This is a genomic window from Micromonospora sp. DH13, from assembly GCF_020873825.1.
Classification (GTDB): domain Bacteria; phylum Actinomycetota; class Actinomycetes; order Mycobacteriales; family Micromonosporaceae; genus Micromonospora; species Micromonospora haikouensis.
The window spans coordinates 70387-83908 of sequence record NZ_JAHWGR010000029.1 but is presented as its reverse complement, the minus strand read 5'-3'; the positions used below and the strand labels follow the sequence as shown (position 1 = coordinate 83908).

Sequence of the window (13522 nt, the reverse complement as noted above, 5' to 3'; positions counted from 1 at the left end):
GGCGGCGACGCTCCGCGCCCTTCGGCGGGGCGCTCCGGGGCCGTCGCCCACGCGTGGGAAACACCTGTCGCGCACGAGACGGGCCCTTGACGCGGCCCCCGGCTGCCAGGCACGCTGACACCAGCAAGACCTTCCGCGCTTGCGACGGCCACCATCCGGGTAATGGCAGCGGCGGCACCATCGTCCGCTGCACCTGGGCGGTCCGTGGGTATGCCGCGTTCCGAGCGGCCCGGTGAGGCCCCGTTCCGGGGGCCCCGAGGCACGTTCCGCGGCGACCTGCGGGTTGGGCTGGACAGCGGTTAGCCTCTCGGCTACACTGCTAGTTTGCGCTGCCTTCCGACTTGACCCCTGCGCAGAAATGTCCGATTACGGATATTTCTGGTGGGGTCATTGGAGTGCACGCGTACCAGCCGTTCTGCAGCACCGGTCCTCGGAAGGACGCATCTTGGCAGCTTCCCGCCCTGCGAAGACCAGTCGTACGTCGAGCGCTTTCGCACCCCGCCGAGTTTCATTCGGCAGGATCACCGAACACCTCGAGGTCCCCAACCTCCTCGCCATCCAGAACGAGTCCTTCGACTGGCTCGTCGGCAACGAGGCTTGGCAGGGCCGGTCGGCGGACGACCCGCACGCACGCTCGGGTCTCGCGGAAATCCTCGACGAGATCAGTCCCATTGAGGACTTTTCCGGCACCATGTCGCTCTCCTTCTCGGCGCCGCGCTTCGACGAGGTCAAGGCCTCGATCGAGGAGTGCAAGGAGAAGGACCTGACCTACTGCGCCCCGCTGTTCGTGACGGCGGAGTTCACCAACAACACCACCGGCGAGATCAAGAGCCAGACGGTGTTCATGGGTGACTTCCCGATGATGACGCCCAAGGGCACGTTCATCATCAACGGCACCGAGCGCGTCGTGGTCAGCCAGCTCGTCCGGTCCCCGGGCGTCTACTTCGACAAGCAGCCGGACAAGACCTCCGACCGCGACCTCTCCAGCGTCAAGGTCATCCCGAGCCGGGGTGCCTGGCTCGAGTTCGACATCGACAAGCGCGACACCGTCGGCGTCCGCATCGACCGCAAGCGCCGGCAGGCCGTCACCGTCCTGCTCAAGGCCATCGGTTGGTCGGCCGAGCGGATCCGCGAGAAGTTCGGCTGGTCCGAGCTGCTGATGACGACGCTCGAGAAGGACCACATCGCCGGCCAGGACGAGGCGCTGCTAGACATCTACCGCAAGCTCCGCCCTGGCGAGCCGCCGACCCGCGAGAACGCCCAGACCCTGCTCGACAACCTCTTCTTCAACCCGAAGCGGTACGACGTCGCCAAGGTCGGTCGGTACAAGTTCAACAAGAAGCTCGAGCTGAGCGTGCCGATCACCACCGGCACGCTCACCGAGGACGACATCGTCGCCACCGTGGAATACCTCTGCCGGCTGCACGCCGGTGAGGACGGCTACGAGGCCGACGACATCGACCACTTCGGCAACCGGCGCCTGCGCACCGTGGGCGAGCTCATCCAGAACCAGGTCCGCGTCGGCCTGTCCCGGATGGAGCGGGTCGTCCGCGAGCGGATGACCACCCAGGACGTCGAGGCGATCACGCCGCAGACCCTGATCAACATCCGCCCCGTCGTGGCGGCGATCAAGGAGTTCTTCGGCACCTCGCAGCTGTCCCAGTTCATGGACCAGACCAACCCGCTGGCGGGCCTGACCCACCGGCGTCGGCTGAGCGCGCTCGGCCCGGGTGGTCTGTCCCGGGAGCGGGCCGGCTTCGAGGTCCGCGACGTGCACCCGTCCCACTACGGCCGGATGTGCCCGATCGAGACGCCCGAAGGCCCGAACATCGGCCTGATCGGCGCGCTGTCCACCTTCGCCCGGGTCAACCCGTTCGGCTTCATCGAGACGCCGTACCGGAAGGTCGTCGACGGTCGGGTCACCGACCAGATCGACTACCTGACCGCGGACGAGGAGGACCGGTTCGTCAAGGCCCAGGCGAACGCGCCGCTGAAGGCCGACGGCACGTTCGCCGAGGACCGGGTCCTCTGCCGCCGTAAGGGCGGCGAGACCGAGGACGTGGTCCCGGCCGCCGTCGACTACATGGACGTCTCGCCGCGGCAGATGACCTCGGTCGCGACCGCGATGATCCCGTTCCTCGAGCACGACGACGCCAACCGGGCCCTGATGGGCGCGAACATGCAGCGTCAGGCGGTGCCGCTGGTCAAGGCGGAGTCGCCGCTGGTCGGCACCGGCATGGAATACCGTGCCGCCGTCGACGCCGGTGACGTGGTCGTGGCCGAGGTCGGCGGTGTCATCGAGGACCTCTGCGCCGACTACATCACCATCCACCAGGACGACGGCCACCGCCGGACGTACCTGCTGCACAAGTTCCGCCGCTCCAACGCCGGCTCCTGCGTCAACCAGAAGCCGGTCGTCTTCGAGGGCGACCGCGTCGAGGCCGGCCAGGTCATCGCCGACGGTCCCTGCACCGACGAGGGCGAGATGGCGCTCGGGCGCAACCTGCTGGTCGCGTTCATGTGCTGGGAGGGCCACAACTACGAGGACGCGATCATCCTGTCGCAGCGCCTCGTGCAGCAGGACGTGCTCACCTCGATCCACATCGAGGAGCACGAGGTCGACGCGCGGGACACCAAGCTCGGCCCGGAGGAGATCACCCGGGACATCCCGAACGTCAGCGAGGAGATGCTCGCCGACCTCGACGAGCGCGGCATCATCCGGATCGGCGCCGAGGTCGTCCCCGGCGACATCCTGGTCGGCAAGGTCACGCCCAAGGGCGAGACCGAGCTGACCCCGGAGGAGCGGCTGCTCCGCGCGATCTTCGGCGAGAAGGCGCGCGAGGTCCGGGACACCTCGCTGAAGGTGCCGCACGGCGAGACCGGCACGGTCATCGGCGTACGCACGTTCTCCCGCGAGGACGGCGACGAGCTGCCCCCGGGCGTCAACGAGCTGGTCCGGGTCTACGTCGCCCAGAAGCGGAAGATCCAGGACGGCGACAAGCTCGCCGGCCGGCACGGCAACAAGGGCGTCATCTCGAAGATCCTGCCGATCGAGGACATGCCGTTCCTGGAGGACGGCACCCCGGTCGACATCGTGCTCAACCCGCTGGGTGTGCCGTCCCGGATGAACATCGGCCAGGTGCTGGAGACGCACCTCGGCTGGGTGGCCAAGACGGGGTGGAGCGTCGACGGCGACGACGCCGAGTGGAAGCGCCAGCTGCGCTCCATCGAGGCGCACGAGTCCGAGCCGGACACCAACGTGGCCACGCCGGTCTTCGACGGTGCCCGCGAGGAGGAGATCTCCGGTCTGCTCGCGTCGACCCTGCCCAACCGGGACGGCAAGCAGCTGATCGGTTCCTCCGGCAAGGCGCAGCTGTTCGACGGTCGCTCCGGCGAGCCGCTGCCGGACCCGATCGCGGTCGGCTACATCTACATCCTGAAGCTCAACCACCTGGTCGACGACAAGATCCACGCCCGGTCGACCGGTCCGTACTCGATGATCACGCAGCAGCCGCTGGGTGGTAAGGCGCAGTTCGGTGGCCAGCGTTTCGGTGAGATGGAGTGCTGGGCGATGCAGGCGTACGGCGCCGCGTACGCCCTGCAGGAGCTGCTGACCATCAAGTCCGACGACGTCCTGGGCCGGGTCAAGGTCTACGAGGCGATCGTCAAGGGCGAGAACATCCCGGAGCCGGGCATTCCGGAGTCGTTCAAGGTGTTGCTCAAGGAACTGCAGTCGCTGTGCCTGAACGTCGAGGTGCTCTCCAGCGACGGCGTGGCCCTGGAGATGCGCGAGACCGACGACGAGGTGTTCCGGGCCGCGGAGGAGCTGGGCATCGACCTGTCCCGGCGCGAGCCGAGCTCGGTCGAAGAGGTGTAAGTGGTGTGGGTTGGGGGCCGGGCGACCGGCCCCCAACCCCGCCCGTGATCTAGCTGTAAAGACGACGACATAGGGGACATAGTGCTCGACGTCAACTTCTTCGACGAGCTGCGCATCGGTCTCGCCACCGCCGACGACATCCGTCAGTGGTCGCACGGCGAGGTCAAGAAGCCCGAGACGATCAACTACCGCACCCTCAAGCCGGAAAAGGACGGGCTCTTCTGCGAGAAGATCTTCGGTCCGCAGCGGGACTGGGAGTGCTACTGCGGTAAGTACAAGCGGGTCCGGTTCAAGGGCATCATCTGCGAGCGCTGCGGCGTCGAGGTGACCCGCTCCAAGGTTCGCCGGGAGCGCATGGGGCACATCGAGCTGGCCGCTCCGGTGACCCACATCTGGTACTTCAAGGGCGTGCCGAGCCGGCTGGGCTACCTGCTGGACCTCGCCCCGAAGGACCTCGAAAAGATCATCTACTTCGCCTCGTACGTCGTGACGAGCGTGGACGCCGAGTCGCGTCACCGTGACCTCTCGACCATCGAGAACGAGATCCTCGCCGAGAAGCGGCAGTCGGAGAACAGCCGCGACTCGGAGATCGAGAAGCGGGCCGCCAAGCTGGAGGCCGATCTGGCCGAGCTGGAGGCCGAGGGCGCGAAGGCGGACGTCCGGCGCAAGGTCAAGGAGGGCGGAGAGCGCGAGATGCGCCAGATCCGCGACCGGGCCCAGCGCGAGATCGACCGCCTCGACGAGGTGCTCGACACCTTCCGCAAGCTGGAGCCGAAGCAGCTCGTCACCGACGAGCTGCTCTACCGGGAGCTGCGCGACCGGTTCGGCGAGTACTTCACGGGCGGCATGGGCGCCGAGGCGATCAAGGCGCTGGTCCAGAACATGGACCTCGACGCCGAGGCCGAGAGCCTGCGCGAGACCATCCGCTCCGGCAAGGGCCAGCGGAAGATCCGGGCGCTCAAGCGGCTCAAGGTCGTCGCGGCGTTCCTGAACACCCGCAACTCGCCGCTCGGCATGGTGCTGGACTGCGTCCCGGTCATCCCGCCGGACCTGCGCCCGATGGTGCAGCTCGACGGTGGCCGCTTCGCGACGTCCGACCTGAACGACCTGTACCGCCGCGTGATCAACCGGAACAACCGTCTCAAGCGGCTGATCGACCTCGGCGCGCCCGAGATCATCGTCAACAACGAGAAGCGGATGCTCCAGGAGGCCGTCGACGCGCTGTTCGACAACGGCCGCCGCGGCCGGCCGGTCACCGGCCCGGGTAACCGCCCGCTCAAGTCGCTGTCCGACATGCTCAAGGGCAAGCAGGGCCGGTTCCGGCAGAACCTGCTCGGCAAGCGCGTCGACTACTCCGGCCGTTCGGTCATCGTGGTCGGCCCGAAGCTGAAGCTGCACCAGTGCGGCCTGCCCAAGCAGATGGCGCTGGAGCTGTTCAAGCCGTTCGTGATGAAGCGGCTGGTCGACCTCAACCACGCGCAGAACATCAAGTCCGCCAAGCGGATGGTCGAGCGGCAGCGCCCGGTCGTGTGGGACGTGCTGGAAGAGGTCATCGGCGAGCACCCGGTGCTGCTCAACCGCGCGCCGACCCTGCACCGCCTGGGCATCCAGGCCTTCGAGCCGCAGCTGGTCGAGGGCAAGGCCATCCAGATCCACCCGCTGGTCTGCACCGCGTTCAACGCCGACTTCGACGGCGACCAGATGGCGGTGCACGTGCCGCTGTCCGCCGAGGCGCAGGCCGAGGCGCGGATCCTGATGCTGTCGTCGAACAACATCCTCAAGCCGGCCGACGGTAAGCCGGTCACCATGCCCACCCAGGACATGGTCATCGGCCTCTACCACCTCACCCACCTCACCACCGGTGAGAAGGGCGAGGGCCGGGCGTTCAGCTCGGACGCCGAGGCGCGGATGGCGTTCGACGCCGGCGAGCTGCACCTGCAGGCGCCGGTGCGGATCCGGCTGCGCGGGCTGGTCGGGGTCGACAACGGCGCCGGCGCGCAGCCGTGGGTCGCGCCGGAGGGCTGGGTCGAGGGTGAGCCGCTCACCGTCGAGACCACCCTGGGCCGGGTGCTGTTCAACGAGACGCTGCCGCAGGGCTACCGCTTCGTGAACTACGAGATCCGCAAGGGTCAGCTCTCCGCGATCGTCAACGACCTCGCCGAGCGCTTCCCGAAGGTCGCCCTCGCCGCGACCCTCGACGGGCTCAAGGAGGCCGGTTTCCACTGGGCCACCTGGTCCGGGGTGACGATCGGCATGGAGGACGTCATCGCTCCGCCGCGCAAGCGGGAGATCCTGGAGCGGTACGAGAAGGAAGCCGACCGGATCGACAAGCAGTACCAGCGTGGTCTGATGACCGCCGAGGAGCGTCGCGGCGAGCTCATCGAGATCTGGACCAAGGCGACCAACGAGGTCGCCAAGGAGATGGACACCGCGCTGCCGCAGGAGAACCCGCTGTGGAAGATGATCAACTCGGGTGCCCGCGGTAACCTGCTCCAGCTCCGCCAGATCGCCGCGATCCGTGGTCTGGTGGCCAACCCCAAGGGCGAGATCATCCCGCGACCCATCAAGGCGTCGTACCGGGAGGGTCTCTCCGTGCTGGAATACTTCATTTCCACGCACGGTGCCCGTAAGGGTCTGGCCGACACCGCGCTGCGGACCGCCGACTCGGGTTACCTGACCCGTCGTCTGGTGGACGTCTCGCAGGACGTCATCATCCGCGAGGAGGACTGCGGCACCGACCGGGCCATCCCGATGCAGATCGGCGAGCGGCGCGACGGCAAGCTGTACGTCCACGAGCACGCCGAGACCAGCGTCCACGCCCGGACCCTGGCCGACGACATCAAGGGCCCGGACGGCACGGTCGTCGCCCACCGGGGCCAGGACATCAACTCCATCCTGGTCGACGCGATCGTCGCCGCCGGGACGGAGACGGTGCGGGTGCGCAGCGTGCTCACCTGCGAGTCGAAGCTGGGCGTCTGCGGTGCGTGCTACGGCCGTTCGCTGCCGACCGGCAAGACCGTGGACGTCGGCGAGGCGGTCGGCATCATCGCCGCCCAGTCGATCGGTGAGCCCGGTACGCAGCTGACGATGCGTACGTTCCACACCGGTGGTGTCGCGGGTGAGGACATCACCCAGGGTCTGCCCCGGGTCCAGGAGATCTTCGAGGCCCGCGTCCCGAAGGGCAAGGCGCCCATCGCCGACACCCCGGGCCGGATCCGGATCGAGGACGGCGAGCGGTCGCGGAAGATCATCGTGGTGCCGGACGACGGCTCCGACGAGATCGTCTACGACAAGATCTCCAAGCGGGTCCGGCTGCGGGCCCACGACGGCGACCACGTCGAGGTCGGCGAGAAGCTCACCGAGGGCACCATCGACCCGCACGAGCTGCTGCGCATCCTCGGCCCGCGCGCGGTCCAGGTCCACCTGACCCAGGAGGTCCAGGAGGTCTACCGCTCGCAGGGTGTGCTCATCCACGACAAGCACATCGAGATCATCATCCGCCAGATGCTCAAGCGGGTGACGGTCATCGACTCCGGCTCGACCGAGTTCCTGCCGGGCGTGCTGGTCGACCGGGCGCTGTTCGAGTCGGAGAACCGCCGGCTCGTCGGCGAGGGCGGCGAGCCCGCCGCCGGTCGCCCCGTGCTGATGGGTATCACCAAGGCCTCGCTGGCCACGGACTCCTGGCTGTCGGCGGCCTCCTTCCAGGAGACCACCCGGGTGCTGACGGACGCGGCGATCCACGCCCGCAGCGACTCGCTGATCGGCCTCAAGGAGAACGTGATCATCGGTAAGCTCATCCCGGCCGGTACGGGCATCAGCAAGTACCGCAACGTCCGGGTCGAGCCGACCGAGGAGGCCAAGGCCAAGGTCTACTCGATGACCGGATACCCGGAGACCGACTACGGCTTCGGGCCGGCCAGCGGGCAGGCCGTGCCGCTGGACGACTTCGACTTCGGGTCGTACCGCTAAAGATCACGCACTGACGACGAGGCCCCCGGCGCACCGCCGGGGGCCTCGTCGCGTCGGGCCGTGCGACACCGCCATGTCGCCGAGCTGGCGGGGTCGCCGGCCCGGGATACCGCTATCTCTCCGTGGTCGGCTGGGATCGTCGCGGGGGACGGGCATGATGGAGGGCATGACGATCGCACCCGGGCAGGTGCCCGTCGCCCCGCACGGGGCACGCCATCCGCTCGACCCCGACCCGGTGCGCTCCAGCAAGGCCCGGGCGGTCTTCGCGCTCGGCCTGATGGGCGCGCTGACCGGGCTCTTCGTCGGCGGGGTGGTGCCGGCCACGCTCGCTCTCGTGCTGGCCCGGCAGGCCCGCCGTGAGGCGTACGCCTCGGGGGGTTTCCTCACCGGCGCGGCCTGGCTGCGACGCGGGGAGCGCCTGGCCTGGGCCGGGCTGGTCCTGGTCGCGGCGGCCGTGGTGGCGGCCCTGGTGATCGGCCTGGTGCGGTTGGCCGGAGCGCCGTTCGGGCACGACTACGCCCCGAACGTGGACTGACCGTCCCGCGCGGGGGAGACGCCGACGCGCGCCCACGGGGCTGGCCGGGCGACGGTAGCCTGGCCGGTGTCCGCCGCGCGGCGGTGGACGACGACCGGTGACAGGAGGCCCTCGTGACGGAACCGGCGCGGCCCTCGGGCGAGTCGGCGGAGGGATCCGCCGCGCACCCGGATCCGGCGGGGTCGCCGGCAGCGCCGGAGGAGAGCCCGTGGGCCCGGCCCGCCGCCGGCACCGATCCGGGGGCACCGGGCATCCCTACCGTCCCCGCCCCGCCGTCGGTCTCGCCTTCGTCGGCCTCCCCGCCGATCGGGAGCACCGGCCCCTCTGCCGGCGCGTTCCCGCAGCCCGACCCGTTTCCTGGGCCGGGTCCCGGCCCGGCGGCCGGCTCCCCGCCGCAGTTCGGCCCAGGCCCGGGGGCCGGCGACGCCGCGCAGCCGAGTTCCGGGCCACCGCCGGCCCCCGCCGCACCGCCGACTTCGCCCGAGCCGTGGTCCCCCGCCGCGCAGTCGTCTCCCTCGGCGCAGCCGGGCCCCGCCGCGTCGCCGTCCCCCTCGGCGTCGGGTTCCGCGTCGCAGCCGGTTCCGCCCGCGCATCCGGGTCTCTCGGCACCACCGGCCTCTCCTGCCCAGCCGGGCCCCCCGGCGCCGCCAGCTTCCTTCGCGCAGCCGTCTTCCCCTGTGCAGCCGGCCTCCTTCGTGCAGCCGGCCTCCTTCGTGCAGCCGGGCCCCCCGGCATCGCCGGCTTCTCCCGCGCAGTCGGCTTCCTTCGTGCAGCCTGGCCACGCGCCACAGTCGGCGGCCGGGCCGCATCCGGCTCCCGCTTCCTGGCCGGGGCACCCCGGCACGACCACCCATCCGGGGGGCGCGCCGGGCGGCTACCCGGGTCAGGCGCCGGGCGGTGCCTGGGGCGGACCGAGCGGCGGCTGGGGCGGACCGAGCGGCGGCTGGGGCGGACCAGGCGGCGGCTGGGGCGGACCGGGCGCTGGCCGGGGGGCGGTGCCCCCGCCGCCGAAGGACGCGGCCCGACCGCCCAAGCGGGTCGACCCGGTGCCGGGCACCCCGTTCGGCGTGGTGCATCTCGACGTGCCCCCGGTGACGTCCGGGCTCGCGATCGGGTCACTGGTGGCGGGCATCGCCTCCGCACTGGTGTCGCTCCTGGTGATCTGCCTCGGGGCGACCGCCGGCAGCCAGGGGGCCTGGGCCGCCGGTGTGTTCGCGGTCCTCGGGCTGCTGGCCGGCACGGCGGCGGTGGTGGCCGGTGCGCTCGGCCGGCGGCAGATCCGGCGTCCGGCACCCCCGCCGGCGGTGCGCTTCACGGGCCGGGGGCTGGCGGTGGCCGGGATCAGCTGCGGCGTGGTGGGCGTGGTGCTCAGCCTGCTGGGCCTCGGCCTCGGGCTGCTGCTCGCCCTGAGCTGAGTCTCCGCCCGTGCTGGGGCCGCCCCGTCCTCCGGCTGGTCCGGCTTGATCGACACCATGTCGGCGACATGGCGGGGTCGAGGGTGCCTGGATGCCGCCATGTCGCCGACATGGCGGCTCAGAGGCAGGGCGGGGCGGCGGCGTTACCCAGGGCCGACGGGCCGGGTGCCGCGGTAGCCGTTACACTTGTTTCTGTAGGTGCCCATCGCAAGTGGGCAGGCGCGACGGTTCGGCCGGCAGGGCGGTGACGCTGATCTCCGGGACCTCTCCGTTTTGACCTGTGCGGCTGTGATAGGTACTCTTTCCCCTTGTGCCCGGGCTCGCCCGGGCAACTCGTGCGTGCGTCGGAACCGGGTTCCCGGTGATCGCGCGGCAGCACGACAGAGAGCCAGAAGACCCGGCGCGCGGTGACCGTGTGCCGGTGACAGAAATCCGGTGCGCGCGCGAGCGGCTGCACCGGGACCGTGAGCCGGGCGACACGCCCGACCGCGGGTGCCGGGACCTCCGCAAGGCGGGCCTGGCCGGAATGTAGGAGAGCCTTTCCACGAGGGATGGCTACGAGCAGACGGCGCGGTCGCCGGAAGGCGGCCGAAGGGAGCGGAGAAACCCGGTGCCCACGATCCAGCAGCTGGTCCGAAAGGGCCGCCAGGCGAAGACGAGTAAGACCAAGACCCCGGCGCTGAAGGGTTCCCCTCAGCGGCGCGGCGTGTGCACCCGTGTGTACACCACCACCCCGAAGAAGCCGAACTCGGCGCTGCGCAAGGTCGCTCGTGTCAAGCTCAGCAGCCAGATCGAGGTGACCGCCTACATCCCGGGCGTGGGTCACAACCTGCAGGAGCACTCCATCGTGCTCGTCCGCGGCGGCCGGGTGAAGGACCTCCCCGGCGTGCGTTACAAGATCGTCCGCGGTTCGCTGGACACCCAGGGTGTCCGTAACCGCAAGCAGGCGCGCAGCCGTTACGGCGCGAAGAAGGAGAAGAGCTGAGATGCCGCGTAAGGGACCCGCTCCGCGGAAGCCGCTGGTCGCTGACCCGGTGTACAACTCGCCGTTGGTCACCCAGCTGGTGAACAAGATCCTGCTGCGCGGCAAGCGCCAGCTCGCCGAGCGCATCGTGTACGCGGCCCTGGAGGGCTGCCGCGAGAAGTCCGGCACCGACCCGGTCGTCACCCTGAAGCGGGCGATGGACAACGTCAAGCCGACCCTCGAGGTGCGCAGCCGCCGTGTCGGTGGCGCCACCTACCAGGTCCCGGTCGAGGTCCGGCCGGCCCGGGCGACCACCCTGGGCCTGCGCTGGCTGGTCACCTACTCCCGCGCCCGGCGCGAGAAGACCATGATCGAGCGGCTGATGAACGAGCTGCTGGACGCGAGCAACGGCCTCGGTGCCGCCGTCAAGCGGCGCGAGGACACGCACAAGATGGCCGAGTCGAACAAGGCCTTCGCGCACTACCGCTGGTAACACATCTGGTTCCGGCGCCCGCGTGGCGCCGGAACCACCACCAGTTGTGTCGAGACGACGATAAGTAGGGATTGAAGTGGCCGCCGCAGACGCGCTCGCCAACGTACGCAACATCGGCATCATGGCGCACATCGATGCCGGTAAGACCACTACCACCGAGCGGATCCTCTTCTACACCGGTATCACGTACAAGATCGGTGAGGTCCACGAGGGCGCTGCCGTCATGGACTGGATGGAGCAGGAGCAGGAGCGTGGTATCACCATCACCTCCGCTGCCACCAAGTGTGAGTGGAAGGGCCACACGATCCAGATCATCGACACGCCCGGTCACGTCGACTTCACGGTCGAGGTCGAGCGGTCGCTGCGGGTGCTGGACGGTGCGGTCGCGGTCTACGACGGCGTGGCCGGCGTGGAGCCGCAGACGGAGAACGTCTGGCGTCAGGCCGACAAGTACAACGTCCCGCGGATGTGCTTCGTCAACAAGCTCGACCGGACCGGCGCGGACTTCTTCCGCTGCGTCCAGATGATGATCGACCGGCTGAACGCGACCCCGCTGGTGCTCCAGATCCCGATCGGGCTCGAGGGCGACCACATCGGTGTCGTCGACCTGATCGGCATGCGTGCCCTCACCTGGCGCGGGGAGACCCAGAAGGGTGAGGACTACGCGATCGAGGAGATCCCGGCCGACCTCGCCGACTCCGCTGCGGAGTGGCGCGAGAAGCTGATGGAGACCCTGGCCGACGTCGACGACGCGGTGATGGAGAAGTACCTGGAGGGCGAGGAGATCTCCGTCGAGGAGATCAAGGCCGCCATCCGGCGGGCCACGATCGCCAGCAAGGCCAACCCGGTGCTGTGCGGCTCGGCGTTCAAGAACAAGGGCGTGCAGCCCATGCTCGACGCCGTGGTCGACTTCCTGCCGTCGCCGCTGGACATCCCGGCCATCGAGGGCACCGCGACCGACGGCGAGACGCCGCTGCAGCGGAAGCCCTCGAAGAAGGAGCCGTTCTCCGGTCTCGCCTTCAAGATCCAGACCGACAAGCACCTCGGCAAGCTCACCTACGTCCGGGTCTACTCCGGCGTGGTCGAGTCGGGGTCCCAGGTGGTCAACTCCACCAAGGACCGCAAGGAGCGCATCGGCAAGATCTACCAGATGCACGCCAACAAGCGGGAAGAGCGCGGCTCGGCCCAGGCTGGCGACATCATCGCGGTGCAGGGTCTCAAGCAGACCACCACCGGTGACACGCTGTGCGACCCGGCGAACCCGGTCATCCTGGAGTCGATGACCTTCCCGGAGCCGGTCATCGAGGTCGCCATCGAGCCGAAGACCAAGGCCGACCAGGAGAAGCTCAGCACCGCCATCCAGCGGCTGGCCGAGGAGGACCCGACCTTCCGCGTCAAGCTGGACGACGAGACCGGCCAGACGGTCATCTCCGGCATGGGCGAGCTGCACCTGGACATCCTGGTCGACCGGATGCGCCGCGAGTTCAACGTCGAGGCGAACATCGGCAAGCCGCAGGTGGCGTACCGCGAGACCATCCGCCGCAAGGTGGAGAAGGTCGAGTTCACCCACAAGAAGCAGACCGGTGGTTCCGGCCAGTACGCCCGGGTCATCATCAGCCTGGAGCCGCTGCCGCTGGACAACGACTCGCCGACCTACGAGTTCGCGAACGCCGTCACGGGTGGCCGCATCCCCCGGGAGTTCATCCCGTCGGTGGACGCGGGCGCCCAGGACGCCATGCAGTACGGCATTCTCGCCGGCTTCCCGCTGGTGGGTGTCAAGCTGACCCTGGTGGACGGCCAGTACCACGAGGTCGACTCGTCCGAGATGGCGTTCAAGATCGCTGGCTCGATGGCGCTGAAGGAGGCGGCCCGCAAGGCCGACCCGGCGCTGCTGGAGCCGGTGATGTCCGTCGAGGTCACCACTCCTGAGGAGAACATGGGTGACGTCATCGGCGACCTCAACTCCCGCCGTGGCATCATCCAGGCGATGGAGGAGCGCAGCGGCACCCGCATCGTGAGGGCGCTGGTGCCGCTGTCGGAGATGTTCGGCTACGTCGGCGACCTGCGGTCGAAGACCCAGGGCCGGGCTAGCTACAGCATGCAGTTCGACTCCTACGCCGAGATTCCGGCCTCGGTGGCCAAGGAGATCATCGCCAAGGCGACTGGTGAGTGACGCTCGCCTGAGCTGATCCGATGAATCGGGGCTGGTCGCGGGAGGGACTCCCGCCCGCGGCCACCTCGGTCGGGTTGTGTGAGACCGGGCCTGTAG

The 13522-nt window shown here is 69.4% G+C and carries 7 protein-coding genes; all 7 read left to right on the top strand.

Annotated elements, in window-relative coordinates:
• Positions 1 to 445 precede the first annotated feature (445 nt).
• The 7 genes from LPA42_RS24600 to fusA all read left to right on the top strand — a co-directional run bounded on the left by LPA42_RS24600 (position 446) and on the right by fusA (position 13426).
• Positions 446 to 3877 carry a DNA-directed RNA polymerase subunit beta gene (locus LPA42_RS24600; RefSeq protein ID WP_074472515.1) on the top strand — a complete coding sequence of 1144 codons (3432 nt, stop codon included), beginning with the start codon at positions 446 to 448 and terminating at the stop codon, positions 3875 to 3877.
• A gap of 81 nt (positions 3878 to 3958) precedes the next feature.
• The gene (locus LPA42_RS24595; RefSeq protein WP_077938295.1) at positions 3959 to 7846 is read left to right on the top strand and encodes a DNA-directed RNA polymerase subunit beta'; all 3888 of its coding nucleotides are present in this window, start codon (positions 3959 to 3961) and stop codon (positions 7844 to 7846) included.
• A 166-nt stretch (positions 7847 to 8012) separates the two neighbouring features.
• Positions 8013 to 8381 carry a hypothetical protein gene (locus tag LPA42_RS24590; RefSeq protein ID WP_043965490.1) on the top strand — a complete coding sequence of 123 codons (369 nt, stop codon included), beginning with the start codon at positions 8013 to 8015 and terminating at the stop codon, positions 8379 to 8381.
• 1046 nt (positions 8382 to 9427) lie between these two features.
• Positions 9428 to 9796 (top strand): DUF4190 domain-containing protein, encoded by a 369-nt coding sequence (locus tag LPA42_RS24585; protein WP_043966510.1) that lies wholly within the window; start codon positions 9428 to 9430, stop codon positions 9794 to 9796.
• A gap of 610 nt (positions 9797 to 10406) precedes the next feature.
• Entirely contained in the window at positions 10407 to 10781 is a 375-nt protein-coding gene (rpsL, locus tag LPA42_RS24580) for a 30S ribosomal protein S12 (RefSeq protein WP_014440718.1), read from the top strand.
• A 1-nt stretch (position 10782) separates the two neighbouring features.
• Positions 10783 to 11253: a 30S ribosomal protein S7 gene (rpsG, locus tag LPA42_RS24575; RefSeq protein WP_077938296.1), complete on the top strand. Its 471-nt coding sequence runs from the start codon at positions 10783 to 10785 to the stop codon at positions 11251 to 11253.
• A gap of 76 nt (positions 11254 to 11329) precedes the next feature.
• The gene (gene fusA / locus LPA42_RS24570) at positions 11330 to 13426 is read left to right on the top strand and encodes an elongation factor G (protein ID WP_077938297.1); all 2097 of its coding nucleotides are present in this window, start codon (positions 11330 to 11332) and stop codon (positions 13424 to 13426) included.
• The last annotated feature ends 96 nt before the right edge of the window (positions 13427 to 13522 follow it).